Annotated in this window: 20 protein-coding genes; 13 read left to right on the forward strand and 7 right to left on the reverse strand. The window is 66.9% G+C overall.

From position 1 onward, the window contains the following. The first annotated feature begins 2 nt into the window (after nucleotides 1-2). From hutU to E8M01_RS12060, 12 genes are all read left to right on the forward strand, one after another. On the forward strand, nucleotides 3-1,676 hold the full coding sequence (gene hutU, locus E8M01_RS12005) for a urocanate hydratase (RefSeq protein WP_136960335.1): 1,674 nt from the start codon (nucleotides 3-5) through the stop codon (nucleotides 1,674-1,676). Between the two features lie 100 nt (nucleotides 1,677-1,776). Beyond that, nucleotides 1,777-2,550 carry a trans-aconitate 2-methyltransferase gene (gene tam / locus E8M01_RS12010; RefSeq protein WP_136960336.1) on the forward strand — a complete coding sequence of 258 codons (774 nt, stop codon included), beginning with the start codon at nucleotides 1,777-1,779 and terminating at the stop codon, nucleotides 2,548-2,550. A gap of 67 nt (nucleotides 2,551-2,617) precedes the next feature. Then, nucleotides 2,618-3,385 carry an SDR family NAD(P)-dependent oxidoreductase gene (locus tag E8M01_RS12015; protein WP_136960337.1) on the forward strand — a complete coding sequence of 256 codons (768 nt, stop codon included), beginning with the start codon at nucleotides 2,618-2,620 and terminating at the stop codon, nucleotides 3,383-3,385. Nucleotides 3,386-3,463: 78 nt separating this feature from the next. Continuing rightward, on the forward strand, nucleotides 3,464-4,069 hold the full coding sequence (locus E8M01_RS12020; protein WP_136960338.1) for an ANTAR domain-containing response regulator: 606 nt from the start codon (nucleotides 3,464-3,466) through the stop codon (nucleotides 4,067-4,069). Next, the gene (locus E8M01_RS12025; RefSeq protein WP_136960339.1) at nucleotides 4,066-5,223 is read left to right on the forward strand and encodes a CmpA/NrtA family ABC transporter substrate-binding protein; all 1,158 of its coding nucleotides are present in this window, start codon (nucleotides 4,066-4,068) and stop codon (nucleotides 5,221-5,223) included. The genes E8M01_RS12020 and E8M01_RS12025 overlap by 4 nt, the downstream gene beginning before the upstream one ends. A gap of 395 nt (nucleotides 5,224-5,618) precedes the next feature. Beyond that, nucleotides 5,619-6,941, forward strand: a complete 1,323-nt coding sequence (locus E8M01_RS12030; protein ID WP_136960340.1) for a CmpA/NrtA family ABC transporter substrate-binding protein — start codon at nucleotides 5,619-5,621, stop codon at nucleotides 6,939-6,941. A 113-nt stretch (nucleotides 6,942-7,054) separates the two neighbouring features. Beyond that, nucleotides 7,055-7,963, forward strand: coding sequence for a nitrate ABC transporter permease (ntrB, locus tag E8M01_RS12035; protein ID WP_246088694.1), 909 nt, complete (start codon nucleotides 7,055-7,057; stop codon nucleotides 7,961-7,963). Nucleotides 7,964-7,974: 11 nt separating this feature from the next. Continuing rightward, entirely contained in the window at nucleotides 7,975-8,778 is an 804-nt protein-coding gene (locus E8M01_RS12040) for an ABC transporter ATP-binding protein (protein WP_136960341.1), read from the forward strand. A gap of 10 nt (nucleotides 8,779-8,788) precedes the next feature. Beyond that, complete coding sequence (locus E8M01_RS12045; protein WP_136960342.1) at nucleotides 8,789-9,997, forward strand: NAD(P)/FAD-dependent oxidoreductase; 1,209 nt, start codon at nucleotides 8,789-8,791, stop codon at nucleotides 9,995-9,997. 1 nt (nucleotide 9,998) lies between these two features. Next, nucleotides 9,999-12,689 carry a nitrate reductase gene (locus E8M01_RS12050; protein ID WP_136960343.1) on the forward strand — a complete coding sequence of 897 codons (2,691 nt, stop codon included), beginning with the start codon at nucleotides 9,999-10,001 and terminating at the stop codon, nucleotides 12,687-12,689. Nucleotides 12,690-12,741: 52 nt separating this feature from the next. Then, complete coding sequence (locus tag E8M01_RS12055; protein ID WP_136960344.1) at nucleotides 12,742-13,521, forward strand: SDR family oxidoreductase; 780 nt, start codon at nucleotides 12,742-12,744, stop codon at nucleotides 13,519-13,521. A gap of 25 nt (nucleotides 13,522-13,546) precedes the next feature. Beyond that, complete coding sequence (locus E8M01_RS12060; protein ID WP_136964584.1) at nucleotides 13,547-14,722, forward strand: aminotransferase class V-fold PLP-dependent enzyme; 1,176 nt, start codon at nucleotides 13,547-13,549, stop codon at nucleotides 14,720-14,722. A gap of 4 nt (nucleotides 14,723-14,726) precedes the next feature. Here E8M01_RS12060 and E8M01_RS12065 read toward each other — a convergent pair whose 3' ends face one another. From E8M01_RS12065 to E8M01_RS12095, 7 genes are all read right to left on the reverse strand, one after another. Beyond that, nucleotides 14,727-15,092, reverse strand: coding sequence for a DUF1304 domain-containing protein (locus tag E8M01_RS12065; RefSeq protein WP_215908925.1), 366 nt, complete (start codon nucleotides 15,090-15,092; stop codon nucleotides 14,727-14,729). Nucleotides 15,093-15,217: 125 nt separating this feature from the next. Continuing rightward, a complete protein-coding gene (gene metW, locus E8M01_RS12070; RefSeq protein WP_246088695.1) occupies nucleotides 15,218-15,841 on the reverse strand; it encodes a methionine biosynthesis protein MetW in 624 nt (207 codons plus the stop codon). Nucleotides 15,842-15,858: 17 nt separating this feature from the next. Further along, nucleotides 15,859-17,016 (reverse strand): homoserine O-acetyltransferase MetX, encoded by a 1,158-nt coding sequence (gene metX / locus E8M01_RS12075; RefSeq protein ID WP_246088696.1) that lies wholly within the window; start codon nucleotides 17,014-17,016, stop codon nucleotides 15,859-15,861. A 132-nt stretch (nucleotides 17,017-17,148) separates the two neighbouring features. Then, a complete protein-coding gene (locus E8M01_RS12080; RefSeq protein ID WP_136960348.1) occupies nucleotides 17,149-17,532 on the reverse strand; it encodes an RNA-binding S4 domain-containing protein in 384 nt (127 codons plus the stop codon). 15 nt (nucleotides 17,533-17,547) lie between these two features. Further along, nucleotides 17,548-20,997, reverse strand: a complete 3,450-nt coding sequence (locus E8M01_RS12085) for a helicase-related protein (protein WP_136960349.1) — start codon at nucleotides 20,995-20,997, stop codon at nucleotides 17,548-17,550. A gap of 401 nt (nucleotides 20,998-21,398) precedes the next feature. Continuing rightward, nucleotides 21,399-23,381 (reverse strand): hybrid sensor histidine kinase/response regulator, encoded by a 1,983-nt coding sequence (locus E8M01_RS12090; protein WP_136960350.1) that lies wholly within the window; start codon nucleotides 23,379-23,381, stop codon nucleotides 21,399-21,401. A 2-nt stretch (nucleotides 23,382-23,383) separates the two neighbouring features. Then, complete coding sequence (locus E8M01_RS12095) at nucleotides 23,384-24,109, reverse strand: response regulator (protein ID WP_136960351.1); 726 nt, start codon at nucleotides 24,107-24,109, stop codon at nucleotides 23,384-23,386. 110 nt (nucleotides 24,110-24,219) lie between these two features. Between E8M01_RS12095 and E8M01_RS12100 the strand changes: the two genes are divergently transcribed. Next, nucleotides 24,220-24,942: a response regulator transcription factor gene (locus E8M01_RS12100; RefSeq protein ID WP_136960352.1), complete on the forward strand. Its 723-nt coding sequence runs from the start codon at nucleotides 24,220-24,222 to the stop codon at nucleotides 24,940-24,942. Nucleotides 24,943-25,182: the final 240 nt, after the last annotated feature.

The following is a 25,182-nucleotide window of genomic DNA, read 5'->3' on the forward strand; positions in this document are numbered from 1 at the left end:
TCATGGCCACTCGCCTCGACAACGCCCGCGTCATCCGCAGCCCGCATGGTCTCGACATGACCTGCAAGACCTGGGGCGCGGAAGCAGCGCTGCGCATGCTGATGAACAATCTCGATCCGGAGGTCGCCGAACGGCCGAACGAGCTGGTCGTTTATGGTGGCATCGGCCGGGCCGCGCGCGACTGGGAGAGTTTCGACCGGATCGTCGCCTCGCTCCGCTCGCTCGAACCCGACGAAACCTTGATCGTCCAGTCCGGCAAGCCGGTCGGCATCTTCCGCACCCATCTCGACGCGCCGCGTGTGCTGATCGCCAATTCCAACCTGGTGCCGGGGTGGGCGACCTGGGACCATTTCCACCATCTCGATCGCCTCGGCCTGATGATGTATGGCCAGATGACCGCCGGATCCTGGATCTATATTGGCACCCAGGGCATCGTTCAGGGCACCTACGAGACCTTTGCCGAGGTGGCGCGCCAGCATTTCGGCGGCTCGCTCGAGGGCAAATGGATCCTGACCGGCGGCCTCGGCGGCATGGGCGGCGCCCAGCCGCTTGCGGCCACCATGGCCGGCGCTTCGATGATCGCGGTGGAATGCCAGCCGAGCCGGATCGAGATGCGGCTGCGCACCCGCTATCTCGACACCCAGGCCAGCAGCGTCGACGAGGCGCTGGAGATCATCGAGCGCTCGCACCGGGCCGGCAAGCCGATCTCGGTCGGAGTTCACGGCAATGCCGCCGAGGTCTTCCCCGATATGGTCAAGCGCGGCATCCGGCCGGATGTCGTCACCGACCAGACCTCGGCGCATGATCCGATCAACGGCTATCTGCCGGCCGGCTGGACCCTGACCGAATGGGAGGACCGCCGCGTCCGCGACCCGAAGGCGGTCGAGAAAGCCGCCAAGGAGAGCATGGCGACCCATGTCCGCGCCATGCTGGCGTTCCACCGCCAGGGCGTGCCGACGCTCGATTACGGCAACAATATCCGCCAGATGGCCAAGGATATGGGCGTCGCCGACGCGTTTGATTTCCCTGGCTTCGTGCCGGCCTATATCCGGCCGCTGTTCTGCCGCGGCATCGGACCGTTCCGCTGGGCCGCGCTGTCGGGCGACCCGCAAGACATCGCCAGGACCGACGCCAGGGTGAAGCAACTGATCCCCGACGATCCGCACCTGCACAACTGGCTCGACATGGCGCGCGAGCGCATCCAGTTCCAGGGCCTGCCGGCGCGCATCTGCTGGGTTGGCCTCGGCGACCGGCATCGGCTGGGTGTCGCCTTCAACGAGATGGTGGCCAAGGGCGAGATCGGCCCGATCGTCATTGGCCGCGACCATCTCGATTCCGGTTCGGTCGCCTCGCCCAACCGCGAAACCGAAGCGATGAAGGACGGCTCGGACGCGGTCTCCGACTGGCCGCTGCTGAATGCCCTGCTCAACACCGCATCGGGCGCCACCTGGGTGTCGCTGCACCACGGCGGCGGTGTCGGCATGGGCTATTCGCAACATTCCGGCATGGTGATTCTTGCCGACGGCACGCCCGAGGCCACCGCCCGCCTCGGCCGCGTGTTGTGGAACGACCCGGCCACCGGCGTCATGCGCCATGCCGATGCCGGTTACGATATCGCCATCGATTGCGCCAAGGACAAGGGTCTGAAGCTGCCCGCGCTCGGCATCGGCGTCTAGCGGACCGGCCGCCCGCCCGTTCGCCACGGCTCCGATGCGTCGGCCTGGACTTGCGAAGCCGGCCGACGGGTGCTCGACTGGGCAGCCGGAGGCTGCGCTCATGGACTGGTCGGCCAAGCAATATGTGAAGTTCGAGGATGAGCGCACGCGGCCGGCGCGCGACCTGCTCGCAGCGGTGCCGACCCGTGACCCGCGCCGCGTGGTCGATCTCGGCTGCGGGCCCGGCAACACCACCGAACTTCTGCTCAACCGGTTTCCGAAGGCCGAGATCGTCGGCATCGATTCCTCGCCCGACATGGTCACCAATGCCCGCGCCCGGCTGCGCAATATCGCCTTCGAGGTGGCCGACCTGACCACCTGGCGGCCCAATCCGGCGGCGCCCGCCGACATCATCTATTCCAATGCCGTGTTCCAGTGGATCGCCGGCCACGACACCATCCTGCCGCGGCTCGCCGGCCTGCTGCCATCGGGCGGCAGCCTGGCCATCCAGATGCCCGACAATCTCGATGAGCCGAGCCATGTCGCCATGCGCGAGGTTGCCCGCACCGGGCCGTGGGCCGCCAAACTCGCGGCCGCCGAGGGCAGGCGCACCAGCATCGGCTCGCCTGCCTTCTATTACGATCTCCTGGCGCCGCATGTGGCACGCGTCGACGTCTGGCGTACCGTCTACAATCACCCGCTCGACGGCGTCGACGCCATTGTCGAGTGGTTCAAGGGCTCGGGCCTCAGGCCGTTCCTGACGGCGCTCGACCCGGCCGAACGCCAAGCCTATCTCGCCGCCTATCGCGCGGCGATCGCCCCGCATTACCCCCTGACGGCCGATGGCAAGGTGCTGCTGCCCTTCCCGCGGCTGTTCATTGTCGCAACCCGCTGAAAGCCGGCCCCGCCGGCACCCGACCGCGCCCGCGCAAGACGGGCCGGCGTCTCGAACGAGGAACCCCATGAATCGCATCGATCTTGCCGGCCGCACCGCGGTAATCACCGGTGGCGCGCGCGGCATCGGTTATGCCGCGGCCGCACGCATGCTGGCCTCCGGCGCCGCCGTGGCGCTGTGGGACGTCGATCAGGCAAGGCTGACCGAGGCCGCCGAGGCCTTGTCGGCCGAGGCGGATGTCCCGGCCGGCCGGGTCTCGGTCCATGTGGTCGAGCTGACCGATGACGACGCGGTCAAGGTCGCGACCGAGGCGACCGTTGCCCGCCACGGCGGCATCGACATCCTGGTCAACAATGCCGGCATTACCGGCGGCAATGGCAAGCTCTGGGAGCTGGCGCCAGAGGTCTGGCGCCGGGTCGTCGACGTCAATCTGGTCGGGCCCTACCTGACCTGCCGGGCGATCGTGCCGGTCATGCTGGCCAAGGGTTATGGCCGCATCGTCAACATCGCCTCGATCGCCGGCAAGGACGGCAATCCCAATGCCTCGCATTATTCGGCGTCGAAAGCCGGCCTGATCGGCCTGACCAAATCGCTCGGCAAGGAACTGGCGACCAGCAACATCCTGGTCAATTGCATCACCCCGGCGGCGGCCAAGACCGAGATCTTCGACCAGATGAAACAGGAACATATCGACTTCATGCTGTCGAAGATCCCGATGAGCCGCTTCCTGCAGGTCGACGAGGCCGCCGCCATGATCGCCTGGCTGTCGTCGGAAGACTGCGCCTTCTCCACCGGAGCGGTGTTCGACATCTCAGGCGGCCGCGCGGTCTATTAATCCATGTGAGAGCTTCGGGCTCACACTGGCCCGAAAGCTGCTTGTCCCCGATGAGCCGGCGGTGAGACACTTGCCGCCATGACCTCGGAGACGGCCCTGACCGACCTCAGCCTGACCATCGCGATCGTCGATGAAAGCCGCTCGCGCGCGGCGATCATCGAGGATGGTCTGCGCGAGGCCGGTTATGTCCACATCGTTCATATCGACGAGATGACCAATCTGCTGGCCAGGCTCTACCAGATCGATCCGGACGTCGTGGTCATCGATCTGGAAAACCCGTCGCGTGACGTGCTCGAACAGCTCTTCCAGGTGTCGAAGCTGGTCAAGCGGCCGGTCGCCATGTTCGTCGACCAGTCCGACACCGGCATGATCAACAAGGCGATCGAGGCCGGCGTCTCGGCCTATGTCGTCGACGGCATGAAGAAGGAGCGCGTCAAGGGCATCCTGGACATGTGCATTGCCCGGTTCCACGCCTATGCCCGGCTGCAGGCCGAGCTCGACCAGGCGAAATCGGCGCTGGAGGAACGCAAGGTCGTCGAGCGCGCCAAGGGCCTCTTGATGAAGCACAAGGGCATCACCGAGGAGGAGGCCTATGCCCAGCTGCGCCGCCGCGCGATGAACGAGAAAAAGAAGATCGCCGAAATCGCCGCCGCGGTGGTGACCGGTCTGGAGATGCTCGGATGAAACAGGTCTCCGTCGGTTTCATTCCACTGACCGATGCCGCGCCCCTGATCGCGGCGCGCGAATGCGGTTTCGCGGCCAAAGCCGGCATCGAACTCGATCTGGTGCGCGAGGTCTCCTGGGCCAATATTCGCGACAAGCTGTCGGTCGGGCTGTTCGACGCGGCCCATATGCTGGCGCCGATGGCGTTGGCGAGCGCGCTCGGCATCGGCCATGTCCGGGTGCCGCTCAGCGCGCCGCTGTCATTGGGCCTGAATGGCGACGCCATCACCGTCTCCAGCGCCTTTGCCGGCGAGATGGGCGAAATCCCCGACGATCCCTTCGCCGCCGTCGGGCTGATCGCCGCGGCGCTGAAACGGCGCGAGAGCGCCGGCCTCGCCCCGCCGGCCTTCGGCATCGTCTTCCCGTTCTCGACCCACAACTACCTGCTGCGCGCCTATCTCGCGGCCGGCGGCATCGATCCCGACCGCGACGTGCAGCTTGTGGTGATCCCGCCCTCGCTAATGGTCAGCTCGCTGGAAAAAGGGCTGATCGACGGCTTCTGCGTCGGTTCGCCGTGGAACTCGGTGGCGGTGGACAAGGGCATCGGCCGGATCATCGCGGCCGGCGCCTCGCTCTATTCTGCCATGCCGGGCAAAGTCCTGGCGGTCGGCGATGCCTATGCGTCAGCTAACGCGCCGGCCGCCGTCGCGCTGGTCGCGGCCGTCGTCGAGGGGGCTGCCTGGTGTGCGGCGCCGGCCAATGCGGAAGCCCTGGCGCTGATGTTGTCGGCGCCCGAATACCTCGATGTCCCCGCCGAACTGATCCGCCGGACCATCGACGGCCGCCTGACTTTTGCGCCCGGCGACAACCCCGTCGCGATCCCCGATTTTCTCCGCTTCGACGTGCCACGGGCGGTCAGGCCCGATGCCGGCCGTTTCCTCTGGCTCTACGCCCAGATGGTGCGGTGGAGGCAAACCCGCTTCAGTCCTGGCGCGGTATCGCGCATTCGGGCCTGGGCGGTCCAAGGCCTGGCGGCGGCCACCAGCCACGACATGCCGGACGACGTCGTCGGCGACCCTGTCGGCAGCCGGGTTGAGCCGGCCTTCGACCCCGATGGAATCGAAGCCTATCTCGACGGCTTCGACGCCCGCGGACAGGTCCGCTCGACCACCTGACCGGAATGTGCACTGCACAATGAAGCGGCACGCTGCGAAACCCTGCGGCACTGGCAGGGCCGGCCCGCGACCCACGACCGGATCTGAATAATTCGATCAAGCGATTGATATCGCTTGATGATCGCGTGAAGCCAGCGCCTGGCACGATCTTTGTATCTCTTTCATCTGTCCGAGGGTGACGCCCGTCGCCGGAAGATAAGGCCCAGCGCAGGGCCATCAGCAATGCCGCTGACAGACGTTCGACACCCTGAGGCCCGCACGCGAAAGCGTCGTCGGCGAAGTGTCGAGCCGAGTCGGCGGCTTTTTTGTGCCCGGAACCATCAGGGCGGTGCGCAAGGGAATCGCATTCGAGACTGCATCATCTGGCGAACGGCCGCAGGACCAGGAACGAGAGAATGACCGAAACCTCGACGAAATCTCGCATCGACGCCTTGCGGTTCGATCGCCGTGGCCTGCTGAAGGGAACGGCGGCGACCGCCGCCCTGCTCACCGCCGCCAGGGCCGCCCTTCCCGGCGGTGCCTTTGCTCAAGGCGCCGGGCCGGAGGTAAAGGGCACCAAGCTCGGCTATATCGCGCTGACCGATGCCGCGGCGCTGATCATCGCCAAGGAAAAAGGCCTCTATGCCAAGCACGGCGTGCCCGACATGGACATCGCCAAACAGGCCTCCTGGGGCGCCACGCGCGACAACATGGCGCTCGGCACCAAGGCGAACGGCATCGACGGTGGCCACATCCTCAGGCCGAAGACGCATCTCTACACGACCGGCAAGGTCATGCAGAACAACCAGCCTTTGCCGATGTACACGCTGCTCAACCTCAACGAGGACGGCCAGGCGATCTCGGTCTCCAATGAATACAAGGACCTGAACGTCCAGAAGGATGCCTCGCCCTTGAAGGCCGCCTTCGAACGCAAGAAGGCGCAGGGCAAGGAACTGACCGCCGCCATGACCTTTCCGGGCGGCACCCACGATCTGTGGATCCGCTACTGGCTCGCCGCCGGCGGCATCGACCCCGATACCGACATCAAGGTGATCACCGTGCCGCCGCCGCAGATGGTGGCGAACATGAAGGTCGGCAACATGGACTGCTTCTGCGTCGGCGAGCCGTGGAACGAACAGCTGGTCAACCAGAATATCGGCTACAGCGCGCTGACCACCGGCGAGCTCTGGTTCAAGCACCCGGAGAAGATCCTCGGCATGCGCGCTGACTGGGTCGATGCCAATCCCAAGGCAACCCAGGCCATCCTGATGGCCGTGATGGAAGCCCAGATGTGGTGCGACAGGATGGAGAACAAGCAGGAACTCGCCGAGATCGTCGGCCGCCGCCAATGGTTCAACGTGCCGGTCAACGACATCAACGGCCGGCTGCGCGGCGACATCAATTACGGCAATGGCCGCACCGTCGCGGGGTCCAACCTGCGCATGAAGTTCTGGGGCGAGGGCGGCGCGTCGTCTTATCCCTGGAAGAGCCTCGACACCTGGTTCGTCGCCGAGAACATCCGCTGGGGCAAGTTCGAGCCGACGACCGACATCAAGGCCCTGGTCGACCGGACCAACCGGTCTGATCTCTGGCTTCAGGCCGCCAGGACGCTTGGCGTCGCCGGCGTCCCGACGTCGGATTCGCGCGGCGTCGAAACGTTCTTCGACGGCGTGAAATTCGATCCGGCCGATCCGGCCGCCTATCTCAAATCGCTGAAGATCAAGCGCGCCCAGGTCTAGCCGTCCAGGCCCGAAAGCCCGCCCGAGTCCGGAGCCGGCTCTTGCGAGCCCCGCCCAATACATCGACCGCCCGGAACTCACCGGACGGTCCGTCCTCCCGGAGATCGCCTCTCATGTCGCGTGCCGCCTTGAAAGCCGTCGAGATGCCGCCAGCCGCCCATGCCGCCCCTCAGGGCGGCGCCGAGGTGATCAAGCTTGCGCCGGCCAAGACCCGGAGCCTCGCCGCCTGGCTGAAGCCGAAGGCCATCGGTTTCGTCGCGACGGTGCTGCCGCCGCTGATCATGCTGGCGCTGATCATGCTGGTCTGGGAGATCTTGTGCTCGGGACGCGGCGCGACGCTGCCGCCGCCCTCGCAGGTCTGGAAGGAGGCAAGCGACCTCATTCTCGATCCCTTCTTCGTCAATGGCAGCCAGGATATCGGGCTCGGCTGGCGCGTGCTGACCTCGCTTCAGCGCGTCGCCATCGGCTTCGGCCTGTCGGCCGTGGTCGGCATCCTGGTCGGCGCCCTTGTCGGCCAGTCGACCTGGGCCATGCGCGGCCTCGATCCGATCTTCCAGGTGCTGCGCACGGTGCCGCCGCTGGCCTGGCTGCCGATCTCGCTCGCCGCCTTCCGCGATGCCAATCCGAGCGCCATCTTCGTCATCTTCATCACCGCGATCTGGCCGATCCTGATCAACACCTCGGTCGGCATCCGCAACATTCCGCAGGACTATCGCAACGTCGCCGCGGTGCTGCGGCTGAACCATTTCGAGTTCTTCTGGAAGATCATGCTGCCCTCGGCAGCGCCCTATATCTTCACCGGCCTGCGCATTGGCGTGGGCCTGGCCTGGCTCGCCATCGTTGCCGCCGAGATGCTCACCGGCGGCGTCGGCATCGGCTTCTTCATCTGGGATGCCTGGAACTCGTCCAAGCTCCCCGACATCATCGTGGCGCTCGTCTATATCGGCCTGATCGGCTTCGTTCTCGACCGCCTGATCTCCGGCCTGGCCACCATCGTCACCCGCGGCACGGCAGCGAACTGAGGACAAGCCCCATGGCCAAGCAAGTTCCCTATCTCCTCATCGAGGCCGTCGAAAAGACCTATAGCCGCGGCGGCACCTCGAACAATGTGCTGCACGACATCACGCTCGCCATCGACAAGGGCGAATATGTCTCGATCATCGGCCATTCCGGCTGCGGAAAATCCACCCTGCTGAACATCGTGGCCGGCCTGACCCAGGCCACCACGGGCGCCGTGCTCTTGGAAAACAAGGAGGTCAATGCACCCGGGCCCGACCGCGCCGTGGTGTTCCAGAACCATTCGCTGCTGCCCTGGCTGACCGTCTACGACAATGTCCGCATGGCGGTCGACAAGGTCTTCGCCGGCCGGAAGTCCAAGGCCGAGCGGCACGACTGGACCATGCACAAGCTCGACCTCGTCCATATGGGCCACGCCAGGGATCGCCGGCCGGGCGAGATTTCCGGCGGCATGAAACAGCGCGTCGGCATCGCCCGCGCCCTGGCGATGGAACCGAAGATCCTGCTGCTCGACGAACCCTTCGGCGCGCTCGATGCGCTGACCCGCGCCCATCTGCAGGACTCGATCATGCAGATCCATGCCACCTTGAACAACACCATGATCATGATCACCCATGATGTCGACGAGGCAGTGCTCCTGTCCGACCGGATCATCATGATGACCAACGGCCCGGCCGCAACCATCGGCGAAATCCTGGACGTCACCCTGCCGCGGCCGCGCAAGCGGCTCGAACTGGTCGCCAACCCGACCTATATCAAGGCCCGCGAGGCGGTGCTCAAGTTCCTCTACGAACGCCATAAATTCGTCGAAGCGGCCTGAGGCGCCGGCCATGTCGGAACCCCTCGTCGTCATTGGCAATGGCATGGCATCGGCGCGCTTCGTCGAGGAACTCGGCAAGCAGGCGCTCGGGCGCTATTCGGTGCTGGTCATCGGTGCCGAGCCGACGCTCGCCTATAACCGCGTCCTGCTCTCGTCGCTGCTCGCCGGCGAGGTCGAGGCCGGCGATATCGAGCTGAAGTCGAAAAGCTGGTGGCGCAGCCAGGGCGTCACCCTGGTCTACGGCCGGCGCGCCGTGACGATCGACCCGGCGGCACGCACGGTCGCGCTCGAGGGCGGCGCCTGCATTCCCTTCGCCAGGCTGGTGCTCGCCACCGGCTCGCTGCCGATCCGCCTGCCGAAACCCGGCATGGACCTTCCAGGCGTGCTCACCTTCCGCGACCACGACGACGTCGCCGCCATGCTGGCGGCAACCGGACCGGCGACCCGGGCCGTGGTCATCGGCGGCGGATTGCTCGGCATCGAGGCGGCCCATGGGCTGGCCCGCACCGGCACCCATGTCACGCTGATCCACCTGATGGACCGGCTGATGGAACGCCAGCTCGACCGGGAGGCCGCCAACCTTCTGAAGCGGGCTCTGGAGGAGCGCGGCATCACCGTGCTGCTCGGCGCCGACACCGCCGCCATCGAGGGCGACGGCTGCGTCGAGGCCGTCAGGCTTGCCGATGGCCGCGTTCTCGCCGCCGACATGGTGGTCTCCGCCGTCGGCATCCGGCCGAATGCCGAGCTCGCGCGTTCCGCCGGGCTGACCCTTGGCCGCGGCATTGTTGTCGACGACCAGATGACCACGTCGGACCCCGCCATCCACGCCATTGGCGAATGCGCCGAGCACCGCGGCATCTGTTACGGGCTGGTCGAACCGGCCTATGAACAAGGCCAGGTGCTTGCCCGTCATCTCGCCGGCAAGGCCGCCGCCTATGCCGGCACGGTGCTTTCGACCAATCTCAAGGTTTCTGGCGTGCCGGTCTTCTCGGCCGGCGATTTCATCGGCGCCGACGGCACCGAAATCATCGTCTGGCGCGACCCGGGCCTTGGCACTTATCGCAAGCTGGTGCTGCGGGACGACGTGCTGGTCGGCGCGGTGCTGTTCGGCGAAACCGGCGACGGGCTCTGGTATCTCGACCTGATCCGCCGTGGCGAACCGCTCGGCCGGCTGCGCGAGGCGGTGGTCTTCGGACGCGCCTTGGCGGAAGCGGCCTGAGATGACCGCGCACGCCGGCAGCCCCCGACCGGTCGCCACCGCCTGCCCCTATTGCGGCGTCGGCTGCGGCGTCCTGGCAAGCACCGGGCCGGATGGCGGCGTGACCATATCCGGCGACCCCGCCCACCCGGCCAATCGCGGCCGGCTCTGCGTCAAGGGCTCGACGCTGGGCGAAACCCTGTCTTTGGACGGCCGGCTGCTGCACCCGATGATCCGTGCGGGCTCCGGTGTGCTGCAACGGGTGTCCTGGGCAAGCGCGCTCGATGCGGTCGCCGAGGGCTTTGCCCGCATCGCCCGCAACCACGGCCCCGACGCAACCGCCTTCTATCTCTCCGGTCAGTTGCTGACCGAAGACTATTACGTCGCCAACAAGCTGATGAAGGGCTTTCTCGGCACGGCCAATGTCGACACCAATTCCCGGCTGTGCATGGCCTCTTCGGTCGCCGGCCACCGGCGCGGTTTCGGCTCCGACACGGTGCCTGGAAGCTATGACGACCTGGATCAGGCCGATCTCCTGGTGCTGGTCGGCTCGAATGCGGCCTGGTGCCACCCGGTCCTCTGGCAGCGCATGGTCGCCAACAAGCAGAGCCGGGGTGCCCGCATCGTCGTCATCGACCCGCGCCGGACCGCAACATCGGCCGAGGCCGACCTCATGCTGGCGATCCGGCCGGGTACCGACGGCACCTTGTTTGCCGGCCTGCTGGTTCATCTGGCCGAGACCGGCACGCTCGACCAGGCCTATATCGCCGCCCATACGGAAGGTTTCGACCAAGCCCTGGAACGCGCCCGCGAGCTCGGCCCTTCGATCGAGGCCACCGCCAGGGCCTGTGGCCTCGCCGGTGGCGACGTCAGGCGGCTGTTCCATTGGTTTCGCACCACCGAGCGCTCGGTCACGCTCTATAGCCAGGGCGTCAATCAGTCGGCCCAGGGCACCGACAAGGTCAGCGCCATCCTCAATTGCCATCTCGCCACCGGGCGGATCGGCCGCGCCGGCATGGGGCCGTTCTCGCTGACCGGCCAGCCGAACGCCATGGGTGGCCGCGAGGTCGGCGGCCTCGCCAATATGCTGGCCGCCCATATGGGCTTTTCCAGCGTCGAGATCGATCGGGTCCGCCGCTTCTGGGGCGCCCCGCGGATGGCGGAACGTGAAGGCCTGAAGGCGGTCGCCATGTTCGACGCCATTGAAAAGGGAACGATCAAGGCGCTCTGGGTGATGGCGACCAATCCGGCCGCCAGCCTGCCGCGCGCCGATGCCGTGCGCCGGGCCATGGCCGGCCTCGATCATTTTGTCGTCTCCGAAAATGTGCTGTCCAACGACACGATCAATTCCGGTGCCCGGATCCTGCTGCCGGCCGCCGCTTGGGGCGAGAAGGACGGCACGGTCACCAATTCGGAACGCCGGATCACCCGGCAGCGGCGGTTCCTGCCATTGCCGGGCGAAGCCAGGCCCGACTGGTGGATCGTCGCCGAGGTGGCCAAGCGGCTCGGTTTTGCCGAGGCCTTTTCCTGGCCTGATGTCGCCAGCGTCTTCCGCGAACATGCCGCGCTCTCCAGTTTCGAGAACCAGGGCAGCCGCGATTTCGATATTGGCGGCCTCAGCCAGCTGTCGGCAACGGAGTTCGAGGCGCTCGAGCCGGTGCAATGGCCGGTGCGCAGGCGAAGCGACACCGCCGACAAACGTTTCTTCGCCAATGGCGGCTTCTTCACCCCGGACGGCAAGGCCCGTTTCATCGCCATCGAGGCACCGGGCCTGCGAACCGAGCCGGATGCTGCGCACCCTTATGTCCTCAATACCGGCCGCATGCGCGACCACTGGCATACGATGACGCGCACCGGCAAGGCGCCGACCCTCGGCCGCCATGCGATCGAGCCGGCCGTCGAGATCCACCCTCGGGACGCGGCGGCGGCGAGCCTTGCCGCGGGCGATTTCGCCGAGGTGTCGACGGCCCACGGTCGGGTGACCTTGCGGGTGGTGATCGATGAAGGCCAGGCGCCGGGCTCGCTGTTCGTGCCCATCCACTGGACCGCCGAGACGGCCAGCCATGGCCGGGTCGGGGCCTTGGTGCAGCCCGCCACCGATCCGTTTTCCGGCCAGCCCGAAATGAAGGCGACACCGGCGGCGATCAGCCGCGTGGCGCCGGGCATCGAGGGTTTCATCCTGTCCCGTTCCGCCGTCGCCTTGCCCGCGGGCACCCGTTGGGCCCGCGCGGCCGTCGCGGGCGGCCTCGGCACCGTGTTCTCGGCTCCCGGTGGCATCGACGGCGCGGTGATCGCTGCCCATCTGAAGCCGCCCGGCGGCGCCGTCAGCGAAATGGTCGACCTCGGCCGCGGCGTCTATCGCGCGGCGATCTTCGATGGCGCGCGGTTGGTGGCGGTGATCTTTGTCGCCGCCGGAGGCCGGCCGTCCTGGTCCTGGATCGAGGCGCAATTCGGAGCGGCCGAGCTGTCGCCCCTGGCGCGCAAGGCCCTGTTGTCCGGCCGGGCACCTGACGGCATGGCCGACGCCGGTCCGACCATCTGCGCCTGCTTTGCCATTGGCCTGACCGCCATCAAGGCGGCGATCGCCGAGGGCGCCTGCGACGTCGACGCGGTCGGCCGTGCCCTGAAGGCCGGCACCAATTGCGGGTCGTGCCGGCCGGAGATCAAGAAGCTCATCGAGACCCGGCCGGTCACGGCGCCGGCGCTGGCCTGACCCGCGACGCCGCGCGAGACATTTCGTGAAGCCCGTCTTATGACTTGCAACCATGGATCTTGGATTGCAGGGCAGATCGGCGATCGTCTGCGGCGGCAGCCGCGGCATGGGTCGCGCCGCCGCGGAATTTCTGGCAGCCGAAGGGGTGGCGCTGACCATCCTGGCACGCAATCCGCGAACACTTGAAGCGGCGGCCGCGGAAATCCGCGACAGATTCGGTGTGACCGTGGTCGCAGTGGCCGGCGACGTGACCACCGAGGCCGGCCGGGCCGCGGCTTTGCGTGCCTGTCCGGCACCGGACATTCTCATCAACAATGCCGACGGCATGGCGCCCGGCGATTTCCGCGACTGGACCCGCGCCGACTGGATCGCCGCGATCGATTCCATGATGCTGGCGCCGATCGAGCTGATCAAGGCAACCGTCGACGGCATGATGGCGCGCGGCTTCGGCCGGGTGGTCAATATCGTGTCGCGCTCGGTGAAGATCCCGCAAGCCGAGATGGGCCTGTCCAATGGCGCGCGATCCGGCCTGGTCGGCTTCGTCGCCGGCCTCGCCCGCCAGACCGTCGCCAGGGGCGTGACCATCAACAATATCCTGCCCGGCATCATCGCCACCGATGCGCAGAAACATCACGTCGCCAAGCTGACCGAAATGACCGGCCGCTCCTTCGACGAGATCTGGGCCGAACGTGGCCGCGAGAACCCCGCCGGCCGCTATGGCGAGGCGTCCGAAATCGGCGCCACCATCGCTTTCCTTTGCTCGGCCCATGCCGGTTTCATCACCGGCCAGAGCATTCTCGTCGATGGCGGCCAATATCCCGGCACCTATTAGCATCGAGGGCGACCGAAGCATGACGCTGCTTGATATCGACCAGATCCGTGCCGACACGCCGGCCGCCGAGCGCCTGGTCTATTTTCACAATGCCGGCGCGGCGCTCATGCCCGTGCCGGTGGTCGACGCGCAGAAGCGCCATCTCGACCTCGAAGCCGAGATCGGCGGTTATGCCGCGGCCGACCGCGAAGCCGGGCGCCTCGACGCCGTCTACGGCTCGGTGGCGCGGCTGCTGAACGCCGCGCCCGACGAGATCGCGCTGACGGAGAATGCCACGGTTGCCTGGCAAATGGCCTTCTATGGTCTCCGCTTCCAGCCTGGCGACCGGATTCTGACGGCCGAAGCCGAGTATGGCGCCAACTATGTCGCCTATCTGCAGGTCGCCCGCCGCACCGGCGCGATCATCGATGTCGTGCCGAGCGACGCGACCGGCGAGCTCGATGTCGATCAGCTGGAGCGAATGATCGACGACCGGGTCAAGCTGATCGCCATCACCTGGGTTCCGACCAATGGCGGCCTGACCAATCCGGCGGCGGCGGTCGGCCGCGTCGCGCGGGCGCATGGCATCCCCTATCTGCTCGATGCCTGCCAGGCGGTCGGCCAGATGCCGGTTGATGTCGAGGCTATCGGCTGCGACCTGCTGGCCGCGACCGGCCGGAAATTCCTGCGTGGGCCGCGCGGCACCGGCTTCCTTTATGTCCGGAACAGCATGATCGAACGCATCGAGCCGCCGATGATCGACCATTTCGCCGCGGTCTGGGTGGCGCGCGACCGCTACGAGCTGCGCACCGACGCGCGCCGGTTCGAGACTTGGGAAAACAACTATGCGGCACGCATGGGGCTCGGTGTCGCGGTCGATTATGCGCTGGCCCTCGGCCTCGACCGGATCGAAGCGCGCAGCCGGCTCTTGTCAGGCCGCCTGCGGGCGGGGCTCGCGGCGGTCCGCGGCGTCACCATCCGCGACCTCGGGCGCAATCCCTCGGCCATCGTCAGCTTCACCGTCGAAGGCCATGACGCCAGTGCCGTGGTGAAGGCCGCCGAGGCGGCCGGCATCACCATTGGCGCGTCGAACCCGTCGAGCACGCGACTGGACGCCGAGGCGCGGCATTTGCCGCCGCTGGTGCGCGCCTCGCCGCATTATTACAACACCGAAGCCGAGGTCGACCGGCTGATCGCACTCTGTGAGCGGCTGACCGCCTGACGCCTCAGTCTTTGTCGCGGGCGAGCCACACGAAGGCCAGCGCAATGGCGGCCGGCAGTGCCTGGATGAACAGGATCGAGGTCTTGGCGGTGGCCGCGCCATAGAGGCCGGCGACGATCACGCAGCCCAGGAAGAACAGCTTCAGCGAGAACGACAGCGCCTTGGGTGCGATCAGGCTCCAGAGCAGGCCGGCGGCCAGGAAGCCGTTATAGAGGCCCTGGTTGGCGGCAAGCACCGACGAGGCCGCAGCAAAGTCCGGCGTCATGTTGAAGGTGCGCTGGCCGAAAGGCGTGGTCCAGAGGAACATTTCCAGGACCAGGAAGAAGACGTGGATGAGCGCCACGACGAGGACGAGCAGACGGGCAATCAGCGGCAGCATCGGTCGGCTCCGAACCTCTTGGGCTGATGCCCCGCGCGCCGTAGCCCGAGGCTTTGACGGCCAATAACCGGCCTGGCACGGGCAAAGTCAATCTGGCCTGGCCTCGGAGGCCTGAATCAGTCCTTGCGCCGGAGCTTGAACACCGCCTGCTCGCCGAACAGGTTCCAGAACCACCAGGGCGCGTGCACCCTCACCGCGCGACCGTGCCGATCGAGCGCCGCCGAGCGCTCGGTGACGGCATCCACTTCGCGCACCAGATCGACGAAGTCGCGGATCGTGCAGAAGTGGATGTTGGGCGTGTCGTACCAGTGATAGGGCAGGTTCTCGCTGGCCGGCATGCGGCCGCGCGTCAACAGCTGCATGCGCAGGCGCCAATGGCCGAAATTCGGGAACGAGATGATGGCGCGCTTGCCGATGCGCAGCATGTGTTCCAGCACCACCCGCGGCGCCCGCGTCGCCTGGATGGTCTGCGACAGGATCACCACGTCGAAGGAATCGTCGGGATAGAAGGCAAGGTCGGTGTCGGCGTCGCCCTGAATCACCGCCAGGCCGGCGGCGACGCAGTCGTTGACGCCCTCGCGCGACAATTCGATGCCCCGGCCGTCGACACCCTTCTGATCGCGCAGGAGTTTCAGCAGTCCGCCATCGCCGCAACCGACATCCAGCACCTTCGAGCCGGGCGCAATCATGCTGGCGACATGCAGATAGTCCGGCCGAATGCCCTCGGCCTTGGCGGTCATGGTCAGATCCGCACCCATCAGCCGGCAGGCCCTGCCAGGCCGCGGGCACGGGCCGCCGCGTCGAGAAAGCCGCGCGTGATGGCGAACAGTTCCGGCTCGTCGAGCAGGAAGGCGTCGTGGCCCTTGTCGGAGGCGATTTCGGCAAAGGAGACCGAGGCGCCGGCGGCGTTCAAGGCATGCACCACCTGGCGCGAATCGGCGGTCGGGAACAGCCAGTCGGAGGTGAACGAGACGATGCAGAAGCGCGTCTTGGTGCCGGCAAAGGCCTTGGCCAGCGAACCGCCGTGGTCGGCGGCGATGTCGAAATAATCCATCGCCCGGGTCACATAGAGATAGCTGTTGGCGTCGAAGCGCTCGACGAAAGCCTCGCCCTGGTAGCGCAGATAGCTTTCGACCTGAAAATCCGCGTCGAAGGAGAAGGTCGGTGCGTCCCGGTCCTGGAACCGGCGGCCGAACTTCCGGTGCAGCGCCATGTCGGAGAGATAGGTGATGTGGGCGGCCATGCGGGCCACAGCCAGACCCGCCGAAGGCCTGGCGCCCTCGACCAGATAGCGCCCGCCGCGCCATTGCGGATCGGCCATGATGGCTTGCCGGCCAACCTCGTGAAACGCGATGTTCTGCGCCGAATGTTTCGCCGAGGTGGCGATCGGCAGGGCCGAGAACACCATGTCCTTGTATTCGGCCGCCCATTGCAGCACCTGCATGCCGCCCATCGAGCCGCCGAGCACGCAGAACAGGGTGTCGATGCCGAGCCGCTTCACCAGCATGGCCTGGGCACGGACCATGTCGGGGATGGTGATCAGCGGCAAGGTCAGGCCATAGGCCTCGCCGGTCGCCGGGTCGGCCGAGGCCGGGCCGGTGGTGCCCATGCAGCCGCCGAGCACGTTCGAGCAAATGACGAAATAGCGGTCGGTGTCGATCGGCTTGCCGGGACCGATCATGATCTCCCACCAGCCGGGCTTGCCGGTGACCGGGTTGTCGCTCGCCACGTGCTGATCGCCGGTCAGGGCGTGGCAGACCAGCACGGCGTTGGATTTTTCGGCATTCAGCCTGCCATAGGTCTGGTAGGCGATCTGGAACGGGCTGAGCGCAACGCCGGCATCGAGCACCAGGGGCTCGTCGGGCCCGAACCGGGCGCGCAGGCCCGCCGGCTCATCCGCCTGGCGGCGAGCCATGTCGTCTTCGGGAGGGCGCGGCGCGGCACGAGCCATGAAATGGTTTCAGCGAGCGTTTTGAAAGTCAGTCGTTTCGTTCGTTATTCCGAACATTAGCGGCAGGCCGCATCGAAGGCCAGAGTGATCTCGCGATCAATCATCCCCGTCTTTCAGCCGATCCATGGCCCGGCGTTCGGCCTTGGTCGGCCGGCCGGAACCGCTGTCACGCTCGGCCACCGGTGACGGCAACTCGGCCCTGGGCGGCGGCGCGGGCGACTGGTCTTCGTAGATATGCTGCGCCTCGCTGTAAGGACCCCGGCGCTCGGCCAGCGCAACAACCTTCAAGACTTTGACCTGGCTGTGAAGCCCAATGGTCAGGACGTCGCCGATCCGGACCGCCTTGTGGGCCTGGTCGACCCGCACGCCGTTCAGCCGCACCGAACCGTCTTCGCAGAGCGCGGAAGCCGCAGCCCGCGTCTTCACGACGCGGGCGAACCACAACCATTTGTCGATGCGCAGCTTGTCCGTGTCGCTCAAACGCGGAGCCTTCGATCAGGTCTTCTTCTGCATCGCCTCTTTCAACGCCAGGAGCTTGGCGAAAGGCGAATTCGGATCGGGTTCACGCTCCTTGCGCGGCGCCTGCTCGGCGCGCAAGGCGCGAAGGTCCGGCCGGTCGTCGCGCTGCGGCCGGTCACGACGCTCACCATCGCCACCTTTGCCGCGGAAGTCCTTGAACTTCGAGAAATCGCGCCGCGGCGGACGGCCGCCGGCGCGCTGCTCACCCTCGGTCGCCCCGTCGCGCTGCGGGAACGGCCGGCGGCTCTGGCCACCGTCACGCTTCTCCGGGGCGGGCTGACCATCACGCGGCTGGCCGCCAGGTGCCTGGCCATCCCGTGCCTGCCCATCCCGTGGCTGGCCGTTGCGCTGCTGGCCCTGGCGCGGCCGGAAGTCGCGACGCTGGCCTTGCTCGCCCGGCTTGTCGCCGCCGCGTTCGCCACCCCGGCGAAAATCCCGGCGTGCCGGCCGCTCGCCGTCGATGCGGCCGCCCGGACGCCAGACCTCGACCATGGCCGGTTCCGCCGGCTTGGCATCCACCGCTGCCGGTTCGACCATGGCCGTCTCGGTGGCAGCCGCCGCGGTCGTCGCCTCAGAGCCTTCCGTCTCGATCGTCGTGGTTTCGGTGACCACGTCCGGCTCGGTAGTTGCCGTCTCGACGGTTTCCGCCGCACCCGACACCGCCTCGGCGGCCATTTCGGTCACGGTTTCGACGGCTGGTTCTTCCGCGGGCGGCTCCGCCTGCTCCGGCACGGCAACCGCTTCCGGCTCAGTCGGCGCGATCGGCTCGGCGGCGACCGGATCTGTCTCGGCCACACCCTCGACGGCCGGCGCATCCGCCGCTTCGGACCCTGCGGTCTCGACCGATGCGAAAGTCTCGGTGGCGACGGGATCGGCCTCGGCCGGAGCTTCGACCGGCGTGGCGACCGGCGTATCCGCCGGCGTGGCGGCAGCCGGAACCACCTCGAGCTTCGGCGTCGGCGCCGGACGCTTGTCCGACCGGTAGCCGAGACCCTTCAGGATCGAGGCGAAATCTTCCCCCGAGCAACCGACCAGCGAGGTCATGCCGACAGTCGCAGTGAAGCCGCCGCCCGGGAAATGCCCCGCCGGCTCCGGCGTCGCCGTGCCGGGCCGCCAAGCCAGCGCCGGACGGATCAGATCGGCCAGGCGCTCCAGGATATCGACACGCACGGCGCGCGGCCCAAGCGCGCGGAAGCCGACGAAACGGTAGAGATCCTTGTCGATCTCCGGATCGACCGCGATCGAGGTCCGGCCGGACGCGGCCAGCGCCGGCAATTCGGTCAGGCCCTTGGCCTCCAGCTTGTCCGCCTTCAGCATATAGAGCTGCAGCGCCAGCCCGCGCGGCGCCGGCTTCAAGGTTGCCGGCAGATAGATGTGATAGGCGCCGAAACGGACGCCGAGCTTGCGCAACGCGGCGCGCGCCTCCTGGTCGAGCTGCTTGACGTCTTCCGAGATCTTGGCCCGCTCGATGACCCCGAGCGCCTCGGCGAGCTGGAAGGCGACGCCGCGGGCAAGGCCCTGCAATTCTTCGGAGCGCTCGAGCGCGGTGACCGGGCCGAGCAATTTCTCGATCTGCGCGTGGACCCACAGATCGAGCCGCGCCTGCACCTGGTCGCGCGGCGTTCCCGTCAGATGTTCGTCGGCCAGGATGCGGACGCGCGGCGACAGGACCTTGTCGCCGCCGACCAGCTTGGCGACGGCTTCGCCGTGCCAGCGAATGGTGCCGTCGTTCGACAGGATGAAGGCCTCGTCGCCTGAGCCGTTGAGCTTCTCGGCACGCGCGTCGATCTCGCCGCCCAAGGCCTTGGACGCAGCGGCCCGCAATGCCTTGCCGGCCTCGCCGTCGCCGGCCGACGGATCCGGCGTGAAGCGGAAACCGTCCAGCCGCCCGACATGTTGACCTTCGACAGTGACGTCTCCGGTCCTGGTAATCTCGGCCTCAAGCATTGTGTTTTCCCTTAGGCGCCGCATGAGCACGCTCGTCCTGCGGTCGACGAAGCGCTGCGTCAAGCGTTCGTGCAGTGCATCCGACAATTTGTCTTCCACCCGTCGCGTCTCCGCTTCCCAGTGAACGGGGTCGTCGACCCAGTCCGGGCGGTTGGCGGCAAAGGTCCAGGTGCGGATATGGGCGATGCGATTCGACAAGGTATCGATGTCGCCATCGATCCGATCAGCGAAGGCGACCTGGGCGGCGATCCAATCCGACGGAATCCGCCCGGATCGGCCCGTGAGGAAGCCAAAAATGGTGGTTACGAGGTCCGCATGGCTCGCCAGCGATATCTTGCGATAGTCCGGCATCAGGCAGGCGTCCCACAATTTCGACACCGCCGCCCTGCCTTTGGCGCGGTCGCGCACGTCGTCGTCACGCAGCGCCAACTCGAGCACGCGCTGGTCCTCGGCGATCGGAGAACGGGTCAATCCCGGCTCCGTCGGCACCACGTCGAGGCTCGCGCGCAAGGTCTCGACCGATGAGAAATTGAGCTCGGTGTTGCGCCATTGCAGCACTTTGACGCCGTCGAAGGAATGGGCCTCGAGCGCCTGGACCAGCTCGGGCTCGAACGGCGGGCAGCGCCCCGTGGTCCCGAACGTGCCGTCACGGCTGGATCGCCCGGCGCGTCCGGCGACCTGGGCGAATTCGACCGGGTTCAGCCGGCGGAACTGGTAGCCGTCGAATTTGCGGTCGGCCGCGAAGGCGACATGCTCGACATCCAGGTTGAGGCCCATGCCAATGGCGTCGGTGGCGATGAGGTAATCGACATCGCCCGACTGGTACATTTCGACCTGGGCGTTGCGGGTGCGCGGCGACAGCGCGCCGAGCACCACCGCCGCGCCGCCGCGCTGGCGGCGGATCAGTTCGGCGATGGCATAGACCTCGTCGGCCGAGAAGGCGACGATGGCCGAACGCCGCGGCAGGCGTGTGATCTTCTTCTCGCCGGCGAAGGTGAGGTTGGAGAAGCGCGGCCGGGTCACGATGTTGGCGCCCGGGATCAGCTTCTCGATCAGCCCGCGCATGGTCGCGGCGCCCAGCAGCATGGTCTCGTCGCGACCGCGGCGGTTCAGCAACCGGTCGGTAAAGACATGGCCGCGGTCGAGATCGGAAGCGATCTGGATCTCGTCAATGGCCAGGAACGACACGTCGAGGTCGAGCGGCATGGCTTCGACGGTCGAGACCCAGAAGCGCGCGCCTTGCGGCTTGATCTTCTCTTCGCCGGTGATGAGCGCGACCTGGCTCTCGCCGACGCGCGCCACGAGCTTGCCATAGACTTCGCGGGCGAGCAGGCGCAGCGGCAGCCCGATCAGACCCGACGGATGGGCGATCATGCGCTCAATGGCGAGCGTGGTCTTGCCCGTGTTGGTGGGCCCCAGGACGGCGGTGACCCCGCGCCCGCGCAGGGCAGGGGGCAATGGCGGCAAAGATAACGTCATGCAGTGCTCGAAAGACGCCGCACGAGTGACCCCGGCGGCGCTTGGTTGTAGCACGCGGGCGAGCGAAATGAGTGACATTTCGGTACCGCCTGCGGACAGGATCGAGAGAAGAACGAGTCTGGAACGAATCAGGTCCGAATCGGTGACTCGTGATGAGTCATGTTTCGTTCACGGCGAGATATGGTGTGCTGGAGTGCTGATGCCTACCAGATGAATCAATCATGTCAAAAAGTGATTCGAAATACGGAGATCGCGAGTCATGACGTCGAGTGAATGCTTGGCGACACTTGGCGGACCTGGGACCCGCGTCGATCGGGGTGCCGGCAAGACTCTGCGCAAGGGACCGGCCGAAGCTGGTGATCCCTCAACTCGTCAAAGCCTGCCGAAGGCGCCGGCCGTCGTCATTCCATGGTCGCGAGCACCCGCCGGACATCGGCAATGCTGAACGGCTTTTCGAGCATCGGGATCTCGCCGGTCCCGGCATGGCGCTGGATGGTTCCCGGCCCTTCCACGGCATCTCCGGTCATGATCACGACACGCCGGGCGAGCTCCGGATAGCGCGCAACCAGGGCATCGCGGAAACTGAGCCCGTCCATGCCGGGCATCCGGAGATCGACAAAGGCCAGATTGGCGGCCGACGCCGCCAGGCCGTCCAGCGCCTCCGCGGCGGTTTTCGCCGGCAGCACCCTGTGCCCGAGCAGCTCGAGCATTTCCGCGAGGCTGTCGCGGACATCGGTCTCGTCATCGATCACCAGGATGGAGAAGCCACCGATCGCCTCCGGCGTGGCGTGAGCCTCCGCCCAGGCCTCGGCGCCCGCGGTCGGCAGCGCAATGGTGAACCGCGCACCGCCGCCGTCGCGCATGCCGAGCGAGATCGTGCCGCCGTGGGCCTCGACCACCGTCTTGCAGATCGACAGGCCGATGCCGGTTCCGACACCCGCCGGCTTGGTGGTGAAATAGGGCTCGAAGATCCGTTGCGCCAGGTCCGGCGGTACACCCGGGCCGTTGTCGGCGACCTCGAGCAGCACCTGGCCCCCGTCCTGGCGGGTCGCCAGAAAGATCCGGCGCGGACCCGCCTGGTCGGCCAGCGCCTGTTGGGCATTGATGATCAGATTGGCGATCACCTGACTGAGGAAATCGTGATCGGCGAGGATATCGGGCAGATTGCCGTCGAAGGCCGGGATGGCTTCGATGCCGTGCGACCGGAGGCCGTAGCCGAGCATTTCGACCGTTGCCTCGGTCAGTTGATTGAGTTTCGCCGGCTCGCGCTTCTCGGGACGCTGGCGCGCCATTGCCAGGAAGCTCTTGACGATACGACCGGCCCGCTCGGCCGCGGCATGGATCCGCTCGGCCCGGCGCTTCGACTCCGGGCTCGGCGAGGTTTCGACCAGCAGCGTCGACTGCGCCACCAGGATCGCCAGCGGATTGTTCAATTCATGGGCGACGCCGGCGAGCAGCGAGCCCATGGCGGAGAGTTTTTCGGCCTGGTGCAGGCGTTCGCGCTGCATGGCGAACTGCATTTCGGACTGGCGCGTCAGGGTGAGGTCGCGAATATGGGCGGTGAACACCCGCCGCTCGGCCAGGCGGATCTCCGAAACGGTCATTTCGACCGGAAAGACCCGGCCCTTGGCCGTGACGGCCTCGACCTGCGCCCGCTGATCGGCGCCCGCGCCCGACCAGATCTCGGTATAGCGCGCCATGCCCGTCGTGCCGCTTCCAGCTGGTGCCGACGGCACGATCAGGTCCGAAAAGGGCCGGCCGATCGCGGTTGCCCGCGCATAGCCGAAGACGGCGACCGCCGCCGGATTGAAATCGAGCACCAGGCCGGCCTCGTCGACCACCACGATCGGATCGATCGAGGTCGCGATGATGGCGCTGCTGATCGTTTCCTGCGCGTCGAGGGCAGCGACGCGGGCTTCCAGCCCTTCTTCGCGCAGCTTCAGGTCGGTGATGTCCCTGAGGAAGGCGAGATAGCCGATCGGTTGGCCATCCGCGCCCATGCAGGGCGAATAGGTCTGTTCGACATAACGGCGCTGGCCGTCGCCATAGACGATCCAGTCGCTCCAGCTCCGGGCCCGTCCTTGCGTGAGATCGGCGAAAAGCGGCTCGGCCTGCATGGCGAAAGCCTCGCCCAGCAGGTCGTGCATGGTCTGGCCGGCAATCTCCTCGATCTTGAAATTGAACAGATCGAGCGCGGCCTTGTTGGCATAGACGTAACGCCTGTCGGCATCGATCGCGGTCACCCGCGCCGGCATGGCGTCGAACAGCCGGGCAAGCGCGGACGGGTCGAGCCGGCCATGCGGCGCGATCACCGCGTCATCGAACAGCCGGCCGATCTCGCGTCGCTGGTCCCCGGTCCGGCTGATATCGGCGGGCTCCACCATGGTCACGCCCCGCCGGGCACGAAGACATAACCCTCGCCGCGCACGGTCTTGATGAACCGCGGATGTTCCGGATCCGGCTCGATCTTCTTGCGCAGCCGGGTCACCCGGATATCGATCGAACGATCGCTTTCCTCGGCGCTCCGGCCATGGGCGAATTCCTGCAGCTGGCCGCGCGACAGCACCCGGTTGGGCCGGGTGGCGAGCGCCTGTAGCAGGTCGAACTCCATGGCGGTCAGGTCGATCGCGGCGCCATCCGTATCGACCAGCCGGCGCGCGTCGAGATCGAGCGTCAGGGCGCCGAATTTCAGGTGGCGGCCTTCCGGCGCAACCGCCGCGGGCGTCGCCGCCGCGCCGCCCGGCGCCGCCTTGACGCGTCTCAGCACGCTTTTGATCCGCGCCAGCAGTTCACGCAGCTCGTAGGGCTTGACCAGGTAATCGTCGGCGCCGATCTCCAGCCCGACGATCCGGTCGATCGGCCGGCCGGCCGCGGTCGCCATGATGATGCCGGTACTGCCGGATTTGCGGATGAAACGGGCCAGCGACAACCCGTCTTCGCCAGGCATGGCAATGTCGAGAATGGCGACGTCGATGGCTTTGCCAACCGAGTCTTCGCGGAAGGCCTGGGCATTGCGGAAGCTGAAAACCTCGAAACCTTGCAGGTCGAGATACTCGGCAACCGCTTCGCGCAGGTGCTCTTCATCGTCGACGATGGCGACGGTCGTTTTCATTCGCTATGCCCTTGCTGTTTGAGCCATGATGACAGCGCATACCGCTCCGCACTAGGATGAACTGTCGTTTGGTTATGCAACCTGGATGATCGACGCAAAGAGGTCCTGACATGGCGCGACGCGGACGCATCGCGATCCTTGACGACGAGCCGGATTGGGTCGACGCGGTTCATGAATATCTGATCGATCTCGGCTACGACGTCGACCGGCTCGGCGCGGCCTGGGAGCTGGAGCCCTATCTCGCGCGCGAGCGGCCGGATCTCCTGATCCTCGACCTCGGCCTGCCGGGCGAGAGCGGCATCGACATCCTGATCCGCACCGATCTGGCGAGCGACATTGCCGTGCTGGTGCTGACCGGCAATCCGGATCCGATCGACCGCGTCCTCGGCCTGGAGCTGGGTGCCGACGATTATGTCCAGAAACCGGTCGAACTGCGCGAGCTGGCGGCGCGTGTCGCCGGCATCCTGCAACGGCGCCTGGGGCGGCGGCGCAATCTGGTGGTGTTCGAAACCGCTTCGGTCGACCTGGTGGCGGCCCGCGTGCTGAAGGCGGACGGCTCGACGGAACGCCTGTCGGCGGGCGAGGTCGCGCTGATCCGCGCCTTCGCCGACAGTCCGGGCAAGGTGCTGACGCGCGAGGAAATCATGGAGCGGGCGCCCGCAGAAGACGAAGAGGCCTTCGACCGCGCCATCGACTCCCGTATCGCAAGGCTCCGGCGCAAGCTCGACACCGAAGCGATCCGCACCGTGCGCGGCCATGGCTACGTGTTCGACCTGCCGAGCCACGGCGGCGGCGCCCAGGCCGTTGCCCCGGACGCGCACGAGCCGCTGTGAGGGCGAGCAAGCCCCTCGCACCGTTCGGTTGTCATCTTTGCGCTCGGGCACCATCGGCCATTCCTGTCATGTCGGCGCGACAGGTATGCGGCAGCCTGGCGCATCGAACGATGTCGCGCCAGCGCGAACGATGTTTCAGCTACGCAGGCGCGGCGACATCAGACCATCCGCACCGGAAATAATGGAAACAGCGGAGGAACCTGTCCGGCATCGGGGTGAAGGACTGCCCGGTCAGGGTTG

The sequence above is a fragment of the Phreatobacter stygius genome, from assembly GCF_005144885.1.
Classification (GTDB): Bacteria; Pseudomonadota; Alphaproteobacteria; order Rhizobiales; family Phreatobacteraceae; genus Phreatobacter; species Phreatobacter stygius.